The organism is Mycobacterium sp. 1245499.0, assembly GCF_001673615.1.
GTDB classification, from domain to species: Bacteria; Actinomycetota; Actinomycetes; order Mycobacteriales; family Mycobacteriaceae; genus Mycobacterium; species Mycobacterium europaeum_A.
Window position 1 is genome coordinate 1 of record NZ_LZMG01000169.1, and the last position, 17,650, is coordinate 17,650.

At 67.9% G+C, this 17,650-nt stretch carries 15 protein-coding genes and 2 pseudogenes; 15 read left to right on the forward strand and 2 right to left on the reverse strand.

The features are described 5' to 3' along the window. Positions 1-70 precede the first annotated feature (70 nt). The 11 genes and pseudogenes from A5646_RS09520 to A5646_RS09570 form a co-directional block, all read left to right on the forward strand. Positions 71-199 (forward strand): annotated as a pseudogene (locus tag A5646_RS09520) (LLM class flavin-dependent oxidoreductase); the annotation flags it as partial. Further along, positions 196-1,365 (forward strand): sulfotransferase, encoded by a 1,170-nt coding sequence (locus A5646_RS09525; protein WP_067021401.1) that lies wholly within the window; start codon positions 196-198, stop codon positions 1,363-1,365. The pseudogene A5646_RS09520 and the gene A5646_RS09525, both read left to right, overlap by 4 nt. A 1-nt stretch (position 1,366) precedes the next feature. After that, a complete protein-coding gene (locus A5646_RS09530) occupies positions 1,367-2,170 on the forward strand; it encodes a sugar phosphate isomerase/epimerase (protein WP_066861687.1) in 804 nt (267 codons plus the stop codon). A gap of 2 nt (positions 2,171-2,172) precedes the next feature. After that, positions 2,173-3,381, forward strand: coding sequence for a DUF1214 domain-containing protein (locus tag A5646_RS09535; RefSeq protein ID WP_067021403.1), 1,209 nt, complete (start codon positions 2,173-2,175; stop codon positions 3,379-3,381). Positions 3,382-3,430: 49 nt separating this feature from the next. Then, positions 3,431-4,345, forward strand: a complete 915-nt coding sequence (locus A5646_RS09540) for an alpha/beta fold hydrolase (RefSeq protein WP_067021405.1) — start codon at positions 3,431-3,433, stop codon at positions 4,343-4,345. 15 nt (positions 4,346-4,360) lie between these two features. Beyond that, positions 4,361-5,173, forward strand: coding sequence for an LLM class F420-dependent oxidoreductase (locus A5646_RS09545; protein WP_066861697.1), 813 nt, complete (start codon positions 4,361-4,363; stop codon positions 5,171-5,173). Positions 5,174-5,293: 120 nt separating this feature from the next. Further along, positions 5,294-6,034 (forward strand): GntR family transcriptional regulator, encoded by a 741-nt coding sequence (locus tag A5646_RS09550; protein WP_066861701.1) that lies wholly within the window; start codon positions 5,294-5,296, stop codon positions 6,032-6,034. A gap of 50 nt (positions 6,035-6,084) precedes the next feature. Then, positions 6,085-7,899, forward strand: a complete 1,815-nt coding sequence (locus tag A5646_RS09555; protein ID WP_067021407.1) for an ABC transporter substrate-binding protein/permease — start codon at positions 6,085-6,087, stop codon at positions 7,897-7,899. Continuing rightward, on the forward strand, positions 7,896-8,645 hold the full coding sequence (locus A5646_RS09560) for an amino acid ABC transporter ATP-binding protein (RefSeq protein WP_066861708.1): 750 nt from the start codon (positions 7,896-7,898) through the stop codon (positions 8,643-8,645). Before A5646_RS09555 ends, A5646_RS09560 begins: the two co-directional genes overlap by 4 nt. Positions 8,646-8,709: 64 nt before the next feature. Beyond that, positions 8,710-9,213: a MarR family winged helix-turn-helix transcriptional regulator gene (locus A5646_RS09565; protein WP_066861711.1), complete on the forward strand. Its 504-nt coding sequence runs from the start codon at positions 8,710-8,712 to the stop codon at positions 9,211-9,213. A 59-nt stretch (positions 9,214-9,272) separates the two neighbouring features. Beyond that, positions 9,273-9,944, forward strand: coding sequence for an SDR family oxidoreductase (locus tag A5646_RS09570; protein WP_066861714.1), 672 nt, complete (start codon positions 9,273-9,275; stop codon positions 9,942-9,944). Between the two features lie 6 nt (positions 9,945-9,950). On the opposite strand, the gene leuS is transcribed toward A5646_RS09570, so the two are convergent. Then, positions 9,951-12,860, reverse strand: a complete 2,910-nt coding sequence (leuS, locus tag A5646_RS09575) for a leucine--tRNA ligase (RefSeq protein WP_067021409.1) — start codon at positions 12,858-12,860, stop codon at positions 9,951-9,953. Between the two features lie 183 nt (positions 12,861-13,043). Here leuS and A5646_RS09580 point away from each other — a divergent pair, with 183 nt between their 5' ends. Both A5646_RS09580 and A5646_RS09585 read left to right on the forward strand, forming a co-directional pair. After that, the gene (locus tag A5646_RS09580; RefSeq protein ID WP_066878929.1) at positions 13,044-14,186 is read left to right on the forward strand and encodes an LpqN/LpqT family lipoprotein; all 1,143 of its coding nucleotides are present in this window, start codon (positions 13,044-13,046) and stop codon (positions 14,184-14,186) included. 56 nt (positions 14,187-14,242) lie between these two features. Then, complete coding sequence (locus tag A5646_RS09585) at positions 14,243-14,584, forward strand: hypothetical protein (RefSeq protein WP_066861720.1); 342 nt, start codon at positions 14,243-14,245, stop codon at positions 14,582-14,584. A gap of 21 nt (positions 14,585-14,605) precedes the next feature. Here A5646_RS09585 and A5646_RS09590 read toward each other — a convergent pair whose 3' ends face one another. Further along, positions 14,606-15,214 (reverse strand): YqgE/AlgH family protein, encoded by a 609-nt coding sequence (locus tag A5646_RS09590; RefSeq protein WP_156748789.1) that lies wholly within the window; start codon positions 15,212-15,214, stop codon positions 14,606-14,608. Positions 15,215-15,311: 97 nt separating this feature from the next. Here A5646_RS09590 and A5646_RS09595 point away from each other — a divergent pair. Both A5646_RS09595 and A5646_RS09600 read left to right on the forward strand, forming a co-directional pair. Further along, a pseudogene (locus tag A5646_RS09595) lies at positions 15,312-16,644 on the forward strand (MFS transporter). 50 nt (positions 16,645-16,694) lie between these two features. Further along, positions 16,695-17,468 carry a TIGR03084 family metal-binding protein gene (locus tag A5646_RS09600; RefSeq protein ID WP_066861726.1) on the forward strand — a complete coding sequence of 258 codons (774 nt, stop codon included), beginning with the start codon at positions 16,695-16,697 and terminating at the stop codon, positions 17,466-17,468. The last annotated feature ends 182 nt before the right edge of the window (positions 17,469-17,650 follow it).

Genomic DNA, 17,650 nt, shown 5'->3' on the forward strand with positions numbered 1-17,650 from the left:
GTCCACGTAGGTCTTGACGATCTTGGCGACCTCTTTCGGTGTGCCATGCGGCACGACGGCCAGCACCATCTCGGGCCTGCGCGTGCCGAAAATACTCGACTACGGCGCCATGGCCGGGTTGAAATACGCACAGGCTTCGGCCGCGAATGTCCTTGCGGCCGAGGATGAGCTGGTGCGCCTCTGCGGAGGCCCGTCGTGACTGCACGTCTGGACGCCGCAGAGATGCTCGCCGCCGCCGAGGCCGAAACCGGGTTGCGCGACTACGGCGACCCCACCCTGCCGGAACGCTTCGCCGTGGCCGTCGACCACCTCAACGGCCTGGGCATGGATGCCGACGGCCGTTTCGAGGCCGCGCAGGTGTGTCGCTGGCTGCTGACGTCGCGCCTGGAGCTCATCGAGGACCGCAACCGCTACCCGATCGGCGCCGAAGTGATCGAGTCGCCGATGTTCGTCACCGGCGAACCACGCTCGGGGACAACGCTTATGCACGCCCTGATGTCGGTTGACCCGAACGCCCGCGCACTGCGCTTCTGGGAGGTGATGTACCCGTCACCGCCGCCGGGCCTGGCCGCGCCCGATGACGACCGCCGGGCGCGGGCCGACGCCGACTGGCGTGAGATCAACGCCAAGATGCCGAAATGGCTGCACAGTCACCCTTACAACGACATGCTGGGCGACGGGCTGCCCGAAGACGAACGAACCTGGGCGTTCGACTTTCGGGTGATGACCCCCACCGCGTGGTGGCGGGTGCCCATGCAGTCGCTGGTCGGCGGACTGGCCACCGACCCGGCCGCACAATACCGGTTACACAAGGCCATGCTGCAACAACTGCAGTACGCCCGCCCGCGAAAGTACTGGGTGCTGAAGGGTTTCCACGGATTCCGCCTCAAGGAGATGTTCGACACCTACCCCGACGCCACCCTGGTCTGGCTGCACCGCGACCCGGTTCAGGTCGCCGCATCGCGCACCATGATGATGGCCGACATCGCCGAGGGCATGGTCGGTCCCGTCGACCTGCACGCCTTGGCCAAGATGCACCTGGAGCTGACCCGCGCCAGCGTCGCCAACACGATGAGCAACCCCTGGGTCGACAACCCGCGCATCCTGCACATCCGGTACACCGATTTCATTGCCGATCAGATTGCGACGGTGCAGCGCTACTACGCATTCGCCGGACGTCGGGTCACACCCGAAGCCGAATCCGCCATGCGCGACTACCTGGCCCACAACCGCGGCGACCGATACGGCAAATTCCGCTACTCCACGCAACTGCTGACCGACATCGGCGAAGACCTCGATGCGCTGCACGCCGAATTCCGGCCCTTCCGTGAGCGATTCGGCGTCCAGATCGAGAACCGCGGCTGACATGGCGGCGACGCACAAACGGCTGTCGGTGCACAGCGTCACCTTCTACGGCGAGCCGCTGACCACGCTGGAGGCCCACTGGGCGGCGCTGGGAGTGTCGCGGCTGAGCATCCTGGACAGCCAGGTCCTTGATCCGCAACTTCCAAAGCTTCTGCAGCGCAACGACTATACGGTTGAGGCGGTCTGCCACATCTTCGGTGATGGCCGGCTGGACACCCGCGCAGAGGTGGCGCGCGACGCGCTGCTGACGGTGATCGACGCCGCGGCCGCGGTAGGGGCGCGCGTGATCTACATGTTGACCGGGGGTCGGGGCGCACTGGCCTGGCAGCACGCCGCCGATCGCTTCTGCGCCATGATCGCACCCTGCGTGGAGCACGCGAAGCAGGCGGGCGTGGCGCTGGCGATCGAGAACGCGTCGAGCCTCTACGCCGACATTCATCTCGCCCACACCCTGCGCGATACCGTCGCCCTGGCCGAGATGAGCGGGCTCGGCGTCTGCATCGAGCTGTTCCACTGCTGGGCGGAGGGCGATTTCGAGGCAATGGTGCAGCGGGCATTGCCACGAACCGAGCTCATCCAGCTCAGCGACTACGTGCTGGGCGACCGCGCGCTGCCGGGTCGCGCGGTGCCGGGCGACGGCGCGATTCCAATCGAAGCGTTCGTCGCCCAGGCGCTGGCCGGCGGCTATGCACATGGATTCGACCTGGAACTGATCGGTCCCCGCATCGAAGCGCAGGGCCGCCTGCAGTCCGCGCGACGAGCGTGCGACGTCATCGGGGCGATGCTGCAGAGATTGGGTGCGTGACAATGGGTTTCGGCGAAGGCTCCGACGACGCGGCGCTGCAATCGGCGTGGACCGATTTCTGCGCCCGGCTGCAACGCGCGGGCGAACAGGTCTTCAAAGACGTCAACCCCGCCGCCGCGCTGCAGCGCGTTGACGCCTACCGGTTCCTCACGCAGAACCTCGGCCAGGCCTTCGATCTGGCCCTCGAAACCCGCGACACCGGTTACCCGGTGCTGCACACCTTCTGCGGCCCGACCCGCAAGCTCGGCGGCGACTGCGCCGACTTCACCTATCAACAAGCCTGGATCGACGGGCAGTCGACCTATCGGCTGACCGGCACCCGCGGCACCTCGCGGTTTTTCAACGTCACCGTCCAAGGGCGGCGCACACCCGGCCCGGGCGTCTTGCACGAACCGTTCGGCGACACCCCACAGGCCAACCTGCTCGGCCATCAACTCGACGTCGGCGGCGACGGGCGATTCGAGCTGTACATCGGCGGCCCGGAGCGCGGGCCGAACTGGCTGCCGACCACGCCGGAGTCACGAAAGTTATTCATCCGGCAGGGTTTTGACCGCTGGGATGAGTCGCCGGCGCAGCTTCGCATCGAACGCGTCGACATGGACTCCCCTAAGCCGTTGCCCACGCCCGCCGACATGGTCGAGGCGATGAGCTGGGCCGGTGATTTCGTCACCGGCCTGATGTCCGATTGGCCCGAGTTCCCGTTCAAATACGGGGGTGTCGATGCCGAGCACCCGAACGCCTTCCCGCGTGTCGGAGCGACCGACGCCGACAGCAAGCGCGGGCGCGCCGCCGCCAACATGTATTGGGAGCTGGCGCCCGACGAGGCGCTGATCGTCGAATTCGCTGCGCACGACGGGCTGTGGATGTTCACCAACATGGGCGTCTTCTTCAACAGCATGGATTACCTGTACCGGCCGGTGAGCTATACGCCGAGCCGCACCAAGATCGACCACGACGGCCGGATCCGGCTGGTTATGGCTCACCGTGATCCCGGCGTGCACAACTGGCTGGACACCCAGGGCTTCGAGCGCGGCAACCTGACCTACCGGCACATGCTCGAGGGCGAGCCCGCCGTGCTGGACACCCGGGTGGTCAAGCACGCCGACCTGCTCGGCGCCCTGCCCGTGGACACCGCCATGGTGGGCGCATCGCAGCGCGCCGCCGCGATGTGGGAACGCTTCCACGGCATTCGCCGCCGTTACGTCCTCTAGCCCGGTGGTGGCGGCCCGCCCCTAGACGCCGGGTCTAGGGTCAAAGATCGTGACCGAGATCTCCGAAGACGAACTGGCCGGGCTTTCCGAATTCTCGCTGCTGTCCGAAAACGCCGAGCAGGCCGGGGTCTCCGGCCCGCTGCCCGACGGCGAGCGGGTCGAGTCCGGCACGGGCGAAGCCCGGATCAGCGCGCTGCGCTGGGGCAGCACCGCCCCGCGGATCGTGTTCCTGCACGGCGGCGGGCAGAACGCGCACACCTGGGACACCATCATCGTCGGCCTCGGCGAGCCCGCCCTGGCGGTCGACCTGCCCGGCCACGGCCACTCCGCCTGGCGCGAGGACGCCGACTACTCCCCGCAGCGCAACGCCGACGCCCTGCTGCCGATCCTGCACGAGCATGCGGCCTCCGCCGACCTCGTCGTCGGCATGTCGCTGGGCGGGCTGACGGCGATCCGGGTGGGCGCGGTGGCGCCCGAGCTGGTCGATGAGCTTGTGCTGATCGACGTCACTCCGTCGGCGCTGCAACGGCATTCCGAGATGACCAAGGAGCAGCAGGGCACCGTGGCGCTGATGCACGGGGAACGCGAGTTCCCGAGCTTCCAGGCCATGCTCGACTTGACGGTCGCCGCCGCGCCGCACCGCGAGGTGAAGGCGCTGCGCCGCGGCGTCTTTCACAACTCGCGCAAGCTGGACAACGGCAACTGGACGTGGCGCTACGACGCCATCCGCACCTTCCCCGATTTCGCCGGGCTGTGGGACGATGTCGACGCCTTGTCCGCGCCCGTGACGTTGGTGCGCGGTGGCTCATCGGGATTCGTCAGCGACGAGGACGCGGCCGAACTTGCCCGTCGCGCAAGGCATTTCCGCTCGACGCACGTCGTGGAGAATTCGGGCCACTCCGTGCAGAGTGACCAGCCGCGCGCGCTGATCGACATCCTGCGTGGGGTGCTCGACGCGCGCTGAGCCTACGGTGGTCCCATGACCTCTGAGTTCGGAATCCGCATCGGTGTCCAGCTACAGCCGCAACACGCTCCCCAGTACGGCCAGATCCGCGACGCGGTGCGCCGCTGCGAGGACATCGGCGTCGACATCGCCTTCAACTGGGACCACTTCTTTCCGCTCTACGGCGACCCCGACGGCGCACACTTCGAATGCTGGACGATGCTCGGCGCCTGGGCCGAGCAGACCTCGCGCATTCAGATCGGCGCGCTGGTGACCTGCAACTCCTATCGGAATCCGGAGCTGCTGGCCGATATGGCCCGCACCGTCGACCACATTTCCGACGGCCGGCTCATCCTGGGTATCGGTTCGGGTTGGAAACAAAGGGACTACGACGAGTACGGCTACGAATTCGGCACCGCGGGCAGCCGCCTGGACGACCTGGCGACCGCACTGCCCCGGATCCAAAGTCGGCTGACCAAACTGAACCCGGCTCCCACCCGCGACATCCCGATCCTCATCGGCGGTAAGGGCCCGCGGAAGACCCTGCGGATGGTCGCGGAGTACGGCGACATCTGGCACGGCTTCACCACCGTCGACACCTACCCGGCGGCGGCCGCCGTGCTGGAAGAGCATTGCGCGGCCGTCGGGCGCGACCCGTCCACCATCGAGAGGTCGGCCGGCGTCGAGGACAACAGCGGAGTTCGTCGCGGCGAGGGCCTCGACGGGTTGATCGCCAACGCCGAAGGCCTCACCGCGCTGGGGGTCACGCTGCTGACCGTGGGCGTCAACGGCCCGGACTACGACCTGACCGCCGCCGAAGCGCTATGCAAGTGGCGCAATAGTCGTTAAACCGGCCGCGCCGCGTTCGCCCCAGGTTCATTGGCCAAACGCCGAAACACGCGCGGCAATTCATGAGAAACTCTCACCGCCAGATGGTCAAACCCGGTGGGAAAGAGACGCAACAAAACGATGCCGAAGAAATACGGGGTCAAAGAAAAGGACCTGGTTGTTTCGCACATTCTCCACCTGTTGTTGACCGGAAAGCTGCGCAGCGGGGACCGCGTCGACCGCAACGAAATTGCACTGGGCCTCGGAGTGAGCCGGGTGCCCATTCAAGAGGCGTTGGTCCAACTCGAACACGACGGCATTGTGTCCACGCGTTACCACCGAGGCGCCTTCGTCGAGAGGTTCGATGAAGCCACCGTCCTCGAGCATCACGAGCTCGACGGGCTGCTCAATGGGATTGCGTCCGCACGCGCGGCCACCAATCCCACGCCGCGGATCATCGGACAGCTGGATTCGCTCATGCGCTCGCTGCGCACCGCCAAGGATTCGCGCGCCTTCACCGACATCGCGGCCGAGTATCGGCGCACCGTCAACGACGAGTACGCCGGACCGCGTCTGCACGCCACCATCCGCGCCTCACAGAACCTCATCCCCCGCCTCTTTTGGACCACCTATCAGGGCGGGCGCGACGAGATGCTGCCGTTCTACGAGGATGAGACCTCGGCAATACACCGGCGTGACCCCGAAGCCGCGCGGGCGGCGTGCGTCGACCGTTCCTACCTGATGGCCCAGACCATGCTCGCCGAACTGTACCGGCGGCGGGTCTTCACACCACCCGACGATGTCAGCCGGGTCGTCGCCGGGCCACTGCAGGTAATCGCCGACGCCGACACGATCTGCGGCGAAGCGTCGCTGGCGCTGTAGAACCGACGCTGACCGGGCCGCGTCGCCGTTCAATCGTTACGGTGACACTGATGAGTTTGCGCGTGGGCCGGCACACCAAGCGCCGCGGAAGGGCCTTCGCCCTGGCCGCGACAATTCTCATGGTTTGCGGGCTCGCGCTGGCCGGACCGATGCCGCCCGCTGCCGCGGACTGGAATCAATGCGCGCCGGCCGGGGTGGAGAGCGCCCGGGCCCTGCCCAAGGACGTGACCGACAACCCGACCACCGGTGAGGACGACCGCGACACGACGGCGTCGGTCGAGCCACTCGGCGCGGTCGACGCCGGCGCCTTGGGCCTCGGGGTGCCGGGAGTACTGACGGTCGGCACGCTGTCGGACGCCCCACCCAACATCTGCATCAACCCCACCGGCGAGTTCAGCGGCTTCGACAACCAACTGCTGCGCGCCATCGCCGACAAGCTGGGTCTGCAGGTCCGCTTCGTCAGCACCGACTTCTCCGCGCTGCTGGCCCAGGTGGCGTCGCGGCGCTTCGACGTCGGTTCGGCAGCGGTGAAAGCCACCGACGCCCGGCGGCGCACGGTTTCGTTCACCAACGGCTACGACTTCGGCTTCTATTCGCTGGTGGTGCCGCCCGGGTCCGCCATCCATAAATTCAGCGACCTCGCGGCCGGCCAACGCATCGGCGTCGTGCAGGGCACCGTCGAGGAGTCGTACGTCGTCGACGTCCTGCACCTGCAACCGGTGAAGTACCCCGGCTTCGCCACCTTGTACGCGAGCCTCAAGAGCCGCCAGATCGATGCGTGGGTGGCGCCGGGAACCCTCGCGGCGACCGTCATTCGCCCGGGCGATCCGGCGGTTGTCACCGCAAACACCTACAGCCCAGGCAATTTCGTGGCTTACGCGGTCGCTCAGAGCAACAAGCCGTTGATCGACGCGCTCAATTCCGGGCTGGACGCCGTCATCGCCGACGGCACCTGGGCGCACCTGTACAGCCAGTGGGTGCCGCGGTCGCTGCCGCCCGGCTGGAAACCCGGCTCCAAAGCCGCACCCCTCCCCCAGTTGCCGGACTTCGCCGCGATCGCCAAACGACACCGCTCATCGGCGGGGCCGCCCGCCCCGAAATCACCACTGGCCCAGCTGGGTGATTCGTTCTTCGACTGGGACATGTACCGGCAAGCGATCCCGATGTTGTTCACCACCGGGTTGCCCAACACCCTGATCCTGACCAACAGCGCCCTCGCGATCGGTCTGGTGTTCGGCATGGTGCTCGCGATGGCCGGAATCTCACACCGGCGCTGGCTGCGCTGGCCGGCGCGGGTGTACACCGACATCTTCCGCGGCCTGCCCGAAGTGGTGATCATCCTGCTCATCGGGATGGGCATCGGCCCATTGGTCAGCGGCCTGACCAACAAAAACCCGTACCCGCTCGGCATCGCCGCACTGGGACTGATGGCCGCCGCCTACATCGGCGAGATCCTGCGCTCCGGGATCCAAAGCGTCGACCCGGGACAACTGGAAGCGTCCCGGGCCCTTGGCTTCAGCTACGTCACCGCGATGCGGCTGGTGGTGGTACCGCAGGGAATCCGGCGCGTCCTGCCCGCCCTGGTCAATCAGGCCATCGGGTTGCTGAAGGCCTCCGCGCTGGTGTACTTCCTCGGCCTGATCGCCGATCAGCGAGAGCTGTTCCAGGTGGGACGGGATCTCAACGCCCAAACCGGCAGCCTGTCACCGTTGGTGGCCGCCGGCCTCTTCTACCTGCTATTGACCATTCCGCTAACGCATTTGGTCAACTACATCGACAACCGCCTTCGCCGCGGACGACGGGCCGCCGCGCCAGCAGACGATGCCGACATGCTCGTGACGACGTTCGGCCAGGAGATCACGTGACCTCCGGCATCCACGGGCGTGCGTCAGTGTCGCTGGCGGCCAACGACGTTCACCAAACTCTGGGCGGGAGCAAGGTGCTGCGCGGCGTCGACATCGAGGCACCCGCCGGCAGCACCGTGGCGATCATCGGGCCATCCGGCTCGGGCAAGTCGACACTGCTGCGCACGCTCAACCGCCTGTATGAGCCTGACAGCGGCGACATTCTGTTGGACGGCAGGTCGGTGCTGCGCGACGATCCCAACGAGCTCCGCCAGCGGATCGGCATGGTGTTCCAGCATTTCAACCTGTTCCCGCACCGCAGCGTGCTGGACAACGTGGCGATGGCGCCGCGGAAGTTGCGCCGCCTGCCCGCCGACGAGGCGCGCGACCTGGCGATGGCACAACTGGACCGAGTTGGCCTGAAGCACAAGGCCGCTGCACGCCCCAGCATGCTGTCCGGCGGCCAACAACAGCGGGTGGCGATCGCGCGCGCGTTGGCGATGGCTCCCCAGGTGATGTTTTTCGACGAGGCGACCTCGGCGCTGGATCCGGAAATGGTCAAAGGAATACTGCAACTCATTGCCGACCTCGGCGCCGATGGCATGACAATGGTTGTGGTAACCCACGAAATGGGTTTCGCGCGGTCGGCGTCCGACGCCGTGGTGTTCATGGATCACGGCAAGGTTGTGGAATCTGGACCGCCCGAGCAGATATTCGAAGCGGCCGAGACCCAACGGCTGCAGCGGTTTTTGTCCCAAGTGCTTTGATCCCACTAACTGGTGGGCAATAGCTCCCTCGTAAGCACCTCATATCGGGATAGACTCCCGATTTATGGCAGACAGCGAAACGAACCCGGCCGAGGTAGCCGAGCTCGCCGAAGGTTTGCACCGGGCGCTGTCCAAATTATTTGCGATTCTCCGCCGCGGCGACCCCAGCGGCGCGGCCGCCGGGGAGCTGACCCTGGCGCAATTGTCGATCCTGGTGACCCTGCTCGACCAGGGCCCGATTCGAATGACCGATCTCGCCGCACACGAACGGGTGCGAACCCCCACCACGACCGTGGCGATCCGGCGCCTGGAAAAGATCGGGCTGGTCAAGCGTTCCCGCGACCCGTCCGACCTGCGAGCGGTGCTCGTGGACATCACGCCACGGGGGCGGGCCGTTCACGGTGAGTCGCTGGCCAATCGGCGCGCCAGCCTGGCCGCGATGCTGAGCCAGCTCCCGACCTCCGACCTCAACACCCTGATGCAGGCGCTGGCGCCGCTGGAACGGCTGGCCTCCGGCGATCCGACGTCCGGGCCCGCCGGCGTGCCGCCCGCGCGCAAGGAAGCCTGAAAAGCCCGTCCTCTCAATGGTTTCCGCCTGCGATCGCGGCTGTCGGTAAACTGCCGGGCATGCCCAATGCACTCATCACCGGCGCCGGCGGCGGTATCGGTTCGGCCATCGCCGCGGCGCTGGCCCCCACCCACACCCTGCTGCTGGCCGGCCGACCCTCCGATCGGCTCGACGGGGTCGCCGAGCGGCTCGGCGCCACCACCTTTCCGCTGGACCTCACCGACTCCGGCGACATCGAAGCCGCCTGCGAAATCGTGGACGAACTCGACGTGCTGGTGCACAACGCCGGATTGGCCATACCCGGCAGCGTTTCCGACTCGCATATCGACGAGTGGCGTGCCACCTTCGCCGTGAACGTCTTTGGGCCGGTAGAACTTACGCTCGCGCTGCTGCCGGCGCTGCGACGAGCGCGCGGCCAGGTGGTGTTCATCAACTCCGGCGCCGGGCGCACCGCCTCGCGGGGCATGGCTTCCTATTCGGCCAGCAAGTTCGCGCTGCGCGCCTTCGCGGATTCGCTGCGCAGCGACGAACCGGAGTTGCGGGTGACGACGATCTATCCGGGCCGGACCGACAGCGATATGCAGCGCGAACTCGTCGAGTTCGAGGGCGGCAGCTACGACCCGGCCAACTTCTTGAAACCCGAAACGGTCGCGGCCGCGGTCGTCCATGCGGTGAACACCCCGCCCGACGGCCACGTCCACGAACTGATGCTGCGACCCACCGGGCGCTAGTCGGCGCTAGACGACCAGGTTGACCAGCCGGCCGGCGACCACGATCACCTTGCGCGGGGTGGCGCCCGCCAGGAACGCCTGGACCTTTTCATCGGCGAGCGCGGCGGCCTTCAGCGTGTCCTGATCGGCATCGGCGGCCACCACGACTCGGCCGCGGACCTTGCCGTTGACCTGGACCGGGTACTCCACGGTGTCGTCGACCAGAAAAGCGGGATCGGCGATCGGGAACGGACCGTGCGCCAGCGGGGTCTCGTGACCCAGGCGCAGCCACAGCTCCTCGGCCATATGCGGGGCCAAGGGCGCCAACATCAACACCAGCGGCTCGACCGCCGCGCGTGGCACCGCGTCGCGGTGCTCCTTGGTGAGATGGTTGGTGTATTCGATCAGTTTGGCTGCGGCGGTGTTATTCCGCAGTGCCGCATAGTCTTCCGCGACCCCGGCGATGGTCCGGTGCAGCACTCGCAGCGTGCCGGTCGCCAACTCCTGGGCGGGCCCGTCGACCACGCGGGTGTCGCCGGTCTGCTCGTCGACGACCAGGCGCCACACCCGCTGCAGGAACCGGTGGGCACCGACGACGTCCTTGGTGGCCCAGGGCCGGGACGCTTCCAGCGGGCCCATCGACATCTCGTAAACCCGCAGGGTGTCGGCGCCGTAGTCGTCGCAGATCTCGTCGGGTGAGATCGAATTCTTCAGGCTCTTACCGATTTTGCCGAACTCCTGGAAGACTTCGACCTCTCCCCCGGGCCCCGGATAGACGAAACGACCGTCCCGCTCGACCACCTCTTCGGCCGGCACGTACGACCCTCGCGCGTCGGTGTAGGCGAAGGCCTGGATGTAGCCCTGGTTGACCAGCCGGCGATAGGGCTCACGAGAGCTCACATGGCCCAGGTCGTACAAGACCTTGTGCCAGAACCGCGCATACAGCAGGTGCAACACCGCGTGTTCGGCGCCGCCGACGTACAAGTCGACACCACCGGGATCCTGCGGCCCGTGCTCGGCCGGGCGCGGACCCATCCAGTAGGCCTCGTTTTCCAAGGCGGCGAACCGCTCCGAGTTGTGCGGATCCGTGTAGCGCAGTTCGTACCAGGAGCTGCCGGCCCACTGCGGCATCACGTTGGTGTCCCGGGTGTAGGGCTTCAGGCCGTCGCCCAGATCCAGCTCGACGTGCACCCATTCGGTGGCCTTGGCCAGCGGCGGTGAGGGCTCGCTGTCGGCGTCGTCGGGATCGAACAGCACGGGTGAGTAATCCGGCACGTCGGGCAGTTCGACCGGCAGTGCGGCCTCGTCGAGTGCGTGCGCACGGCCGTCGGCGTCGTAGACGATGGGGAACGGTTCGCCCCAATACCGCTGGCGCGCGAAAAGCCAGTCGCGCAGCTTGAATTCGACGCGCGCCCAGCCGCGGCCTTCGGCCTCCAGGCGTGCGGTGATCTTTTCCTTGGCCGCGGCCACATCCAGACCGTCGAGGTAGCCGGAGTTGACCAGCACCCCGTCACCGGCGTAGGCCGCCTCCGAAATGTCGCCGCCGGCAATGACTTCCACGATGGGCAAGCCGAACTCGTGGGCGAAGTCCCAGTCGCGCTGGTCGTGGCCCGGAACCGCCATGATGGCCCCGGTGCCGTACCCGGCCAGCACGTAGTCGGCGATGAAGATCGGCACCGGTTTGCCGTTGGTGGGGTTGGCGGCGTAGCTGCCCAGGAAGACACCGGTCTTCGCCTTGCTCTCCTGACGTTCGAGGTCTGACTTCGACCCGATCGCCTGCCGGTAAGCGGCGACGGCCGCACCGGGCGTCTCAGCGCCATACGTCCAGCGCGGGTCGGTGCCGTCCGGCCAGGCGGCGGCGACCAACTCGTCGACCAGGTCGTGTTCGGGGGCCAGCACCAAGTAGGTAGCGCCGAACAACGTGTCGGGCCGGGTGGTGAACACCTCGATGTCGACCGTCTCGCCATCGGCCTTGGTCGCCGCGAACAGCGCCTTGGCACCGGTGGACCGGCCGATCCAGTTGCGCTGCATGGTCTTGACCGGCTCCGGCCAGTCCAGCACTTCGAGGTCGTCGAGCAACCGATCAGAGTAGGCGGTGATTCGCATCATCCACTGCCGCAACCGTTTCCGGAACACCGGGAAGTTGCCGCGGTCGCTGCGGCCGTCGGCGGTGACCTCTTCGTTGGCCAGCACGGTGCCCAGACCGGGGCACCAGTTCACCATCGAGTCGGCCCGGTAGACCAGCCGGTGGCCGTCGATCACGTCGGCCCGCTCCCCCGCCGAGAGCCCGGCCCAGTCCCGGCCGTCCTCGAGGCGGCGGGCCCCGGAATCGAACTCGGCGACCAGCTCCGCGATGGGACGGGCCTTGTTGGCGGCGGTGTCGAACCAGGCGTCGTAGATCTGCAAAAAGATCCACTGGGTCCACTTGTAGAACTCGACGTCGGTGGTGGAGAAGCTGCGCCTGCTGTCGTGAGCGAGACCCAGCCGTCCCAGCTGGCGCTTGAAATTGACGACGTTGGCCTCGGTCCGGGTGCGCGGATGGGTGCCGGTCTGCACCGCGTACTGCTCTGCCGGCAGCCCGAAGGCGTCGAACCCCAACGCATGCAACACGTTACGGCCGGTCATCCGGAAATAGCGGGCGTACACGTCCGTCGCGATGTAACCGAGGGGGTGCCCGACGTGCAGGCCCTCCCCCGACGGGTACGGGAACATGTCCTGCACGAACAACTTGTCGTCCGGCACCGGGGATCCGTCTTCCGGCGCCAGCGAACCGACCGGGTTGGGCACGTTGAAGGTGCCGAGCTTCGCCCAGTTCTCCTGCCACACGCCCTCGATGCGACCCGCCAGCGCCGCCGTGTAGCGATATGGCGGCGCGTCGGAGTCGGGCGTGGCGGCGCCGGAGTTGCTTGCCGGCGAGGTGGTCGGGGAGTCGGTCACCTGAACAGGGTATAAGGGCGACACGGCGAGTACGCCGGCCACAGGTTGGTCTCGGTTCCGTTGCGCGCCGATCAGAGGTTCATCCCAGGTGTGTTTCGAGCCTATTCACCGCCTTTGACCTCTAGTTACAGTCAGCCCCTATCGACGGCTTCTGGTAGGCAGCCATTGGAAGGACCGACGCAGATGATTGAGATCGTCCCCGTCCACCGGGCACTCCTCGGCGGTATGGTCGCTGGCCTGATGGGCCTGGCGGTTGTTGCGGGCGGCACGGCATCGGCAGACCCGTTGCCCCCAGCGCCTGCGCCCGTCCCCGCGGTTCCCGCGCCGGCACCGCAGAACCTCGGGCCCGAGCTGGTGCCGCCGAGCAGATATCTCGCGGCCCCGCCCGCCGGCAACCAGATCGTCCCGCCGGCTACCGCCACGGCCCCCGGAACGACGGCCCCGGCCGCGGTCACACCGGCGGCGCCGGCTCCGGCTCCCGCGACATCGGGAACGATCCGCGAATTCCTGCAGTCCAAGGGCGTGAAGTTCGAGCCGCAGAAGCCGCAGGGCTTCAAGGCGCTCGACATCACCCTGCCGGTGCCCGCCCGCTGGACCCAGGTGCCCGATCCCAACGTGCCCGATGCGTTCGCGGTGATCGCCGACCGGCAGGGCAGCAGTATCTATTCCTCGAACGCGCAGGTCGTGGTGTACAAACTGGTCGGCGCCTTCGATCCGAGGGAGGCCATCACCCACGGTTACGTCGACAGCCAGAAGCTTCCGGCGTGGCAGCCGACCAACGCGGCGATGACCGACTTCGGCGGCTTCCCGTCGTCGATCGTCGAGGGCACGTACCGCGACGGTGACCTCACCCTCAACACGTCGCGGCGCCACGTCATCGCCACGTCGGGGCACGACAACTACCTCGTGTCGCTGGCGGTGACCACCGATCGCGCGGTGAGTGTCGCCGACGCACCGGCCACCGACGCCATCGTCAACGGATTCCGGGTGAGCGCACCCGGTGCGACCGCGCCGGCCCCGGCCCAGGCACCCGCCGCGTCGCCGGTGGGATTGCCGGCTCAGGCGCCCGCCGCCGCCCCGGTCGCCCCGGCGCCGGCCGCGGCTCCCGTGGCCCCGGTCGCCCCGGCACCGGTTACGGCTCCCGTGGCTCCGGTCGCTCCGGCGCCCGGCGCGGCGCCGCTGGTACCGCTCGCCCAGACCGCGCCGGCGGCTCCCGTCGGACTGCCCGCGCAAACGCCGACGTTGACCCAGCAGCACGCTCCCAGCCTGCTGGCCATGGTGCCGGGCCTGCCCCCGCTGCCGAACTTCTCGTTCCTGCAGCACTGAGGACGCCTCGCCGAGCCGGATTCGCGGGTCGGTCACCCGGCTCGTATTGTGACCCCATGCTGATTGCGGGCGTGCTGTGCATGTGTGCGGCGGTGGCCTCGGCGGGGTTCGGCACCTGGTCGCTGGCGCACAACCAAAACGTCGGTGCCACTGCGTTGGCGCTGCGCGCGATGGCGCCGACCCAGTTGGCGGCGGCGGTGATGTTGGCCGCCGGCGGCGCGGTCGCCATGGCCGCCGTCCCGGACACCGCACTGGTGGTACTCATCGTGTGCGTGGTGGGCGCGCTGGGAACGCTGGCCGCGGGCTCGTGGCAGAGCGCCCGCTTCGCGCTGCGTCAGGAAGCGGCGGCGCCCGCCTGCGCCGGCAGCTGCGTCGGCTGCACGCAGTCGTGCCCCTGAACGAAAACCGGGGGAGCGGCCCTAGTTGCGGCTGATGTCGATGGGGTGGGTAGCCAGCAGCGACAGCGGCAGCGGCTGGCGCCGCAACACCTGGCCCCACAGGTCGGACCTCGGTCCGACCAGTACGTCGGATGGCAAGGCGGACAACACAATCCAGTCGTCGCGTTCGATCTCGCCTTCGAGCTGACCGATAGTCCAGCCCGAGTAGCCCGCGAAGATCCGCACCCCTTCGACCAGCGGCGCGATCAGCTCGGGGTCGGCGTCCAGATCAACCATGACCACCCGGCCGTCCACGTGCCGCAAGCCCGGCACGTCCCCGGGATCGGCGCCAACGCGCAGCGTCGCCAGGCACAGCGCGGCGTCGCGCTTCACCGGTCCGCCGATGAACATCGTCTTTGGCTTGGCCGAGAGCTTGGTCCATTGCGGCAACACGTTGTAGACCGCGGTTTCGCTGGAGCGGTTGAGCACGACACCCAGCGTGCCTCCGTCGTTGTGCTCGACGATGTAGATCACGCTGCGCCGAAACGTCGGCTCGAGAAGATCGGTGTTGGCGAGCAGCAAAGTGCCCGCGCGCACCCGTTGCGCGGCGGGTGCTACGTAGTCCTCTGGATCCTCCTGCGGGGGCACCACACCATCATCGCATCCGGTGCATCGTGGCCCAGGGCAATCGCTGGGGTAGGCCCCGGAGATTTGTACTGTGGTTGGGACCGCTCTGATCGCGCGAGCTTTGCCAACCCCAATCCTGGAAGTCGGTTTCGGTGATCCCCACCCGGATGCAGTCCAGCGCACCCGTCGAGATTTGGCGGTCGGTGCGCGGTTTGCCCGATTTCTGGCGCCTGTTGCAGGTGCGCGTGGCGAGCCAGTTCGGCGACGGCTTGTTTCAGGCGGCGCTGGCCGGGGCGCTGCTGTTCAACCCGGACCGGGCCGCGGATCCGCTTTCCATCGCGCGCGCCTTCACGGTTCTGTTTCTGCCGTATTCGCTGCTGGGCCCGTTCGCCGGCGCGCTGATGGACCGTTGGGACCGGCGGCTGGTGCTGGTCGGCGCCAACATCGGCCGGCTGATCCTGATCGCCGCAATCGGCACCATCCTGGCGGTACGCGCTGGTGACCTGCCGCTGTTGCTGGGTGCGCTGTTCGCCAACGGTTTGGCCCGGTTCGTCGGGTCGGGCCTGTCGGCGTCGTTGCCGCATGTGGTGCCGCGCGAGCAGGTGGTGACCATGAATTCGGTCGCCACCGCGTGCGGGGCCATCGCGGCGTTCTTCGGCGCGAACTTCATGCTGGTGCCCCGCTTCATCTTCGGCGCCAGCGACAAGGGCGCGTCGGCGATCGTGTTCATCACCGCGGTTCCGGTGTCGATCGCGCTGCTGCTGTCGTGGCGGTTCGGTGCCCGGGTGCTGGGCCCCGACGACACCTGGCGGGCGATCCACGGGCCGGTCATCTATGCGGTGATCACCGGTTGGCTGCACGGTGCGCGCACGGTCGCACAGCGCCCTACGGTCGCCGCCACCCTGTCCGGCCTGGCCGCCCACCGGATGGTCGTCGGCATCAACTCGCTGCTGGTGTTGTTGCTGGTCCATCACATGCCAAACCTCGAGGGCGGGGGATTCGGCACGGCCTTACTGTTCTTCGGCGCCGCGGGGCTGGGCGCCTTTCTGGCCAACGTCCTGACGCCGCCGGCGATACGCCGGTGGGGGCGCTACGCGACGGCCAACGGCGCGTTGGCGACGTCGGCGATCATCGAGGTCGCCGGCGCCGAGCTGTTGGTTCCGGTGATGGTCGCGTGCGGCTTCTTGCTCGGCGTCACCGGGCAGATGGTCAAGCTCTGCGCCGACACCGCGATCCAGATAGACGTCGACGACGCCCTTCGCGGGCACGTGTTCGCCGTGCAGGACGCGCTGTTCTGGGTCGCGTTCATCGTTTCGATCACGGTGGCCGGCATCTTGATTCCCGATGACGGGCACGCGCCCGCGTTCGCGCTGTTCGGCTCGGTGCTGTACCTGGTCGGGCTGGCCGTGCACGGCGTCATCGGGCGCCGCGGCGAGCAAGCGAACGATCGCTAAGGTACAGACGTGCTTTGTCCGACGGCCGTACCCGACAGTCTGCGGCTCCGATGACCGGTCCCGCGCCCATGGTCGACGACCTGCGTGCCGAAAGCGACGAGCTCGACGAGCTGGTGGCGCCGTTGCCGCCCGAACGCTGGGCCGATCCGACTCCAGCGCCCGGCTGGACCATCGCGCATCAGGTCGGCCACCTGCTGTGGACGGATCGGGTCGCGCTGATCGCGGTCACCGACGAACCCGGCTTCGCCGAGGTGTTGGCGGGCGCGGCCGCGGATCCGACGGGCTTCGTCGACAAAGGCGCCGAAGAACTGGCGGCCCTGACGCCCGCCGAACTGCTCGCCGACTGGCGGGTCACCCGGGGACGGCTGCACGAGGCGCTGCTCACGGTCGAGGCGGGCCGCAAACTTCCGTGGTTCGGCCCACCGATGAGTGCGGCATCGATGGCCACTGCGCGGCTGATGGAGACCTGGGCGCACGGCCTCGATGTCGCCGACGCGCTGGGCGTGACGAGGCCGGCGACTGAACGCCTGCGGTCGATCGCTCACCTGGGGGTCCGCACCCGCGATTTCGCCTTCGCCGTCAACAACTTGGCGCCGCCGCCCGAGCCGTTCCTGGTCGAGCTGCGCGGACCCGGCGGCGACACCTGGTCGTGGGGGCCGCCCGATGCCGAGCAGAGTGTCCGCGGGTCCGCTGAGGATTTCTGCTACCTGGTCACCCAACGACGCCCGCTGAGCGCGCTCGACATCACCGCCGAGGGCGACGACGCTCAGCGCTGGTTGCGAATAGCTCAGGCCTTCGCGGGTCCTCCCGGCGCCGGGCGATGAGCGCGTGAAACGCGCGAAGAGAGCCGGCGCCCATCAACCCAAGCGCCGGGCGATGAGCGCGTGAAACGCGCGAAGAGAGCCGGCGCCCATCAACCCAAGCGCCGGGCGATGAGCGCGTGAAACGCGCGAAGAGAGCCGGCGCCCATCAACCCAAGCGCCGGGCGATGAGCGCGTGAAACGCG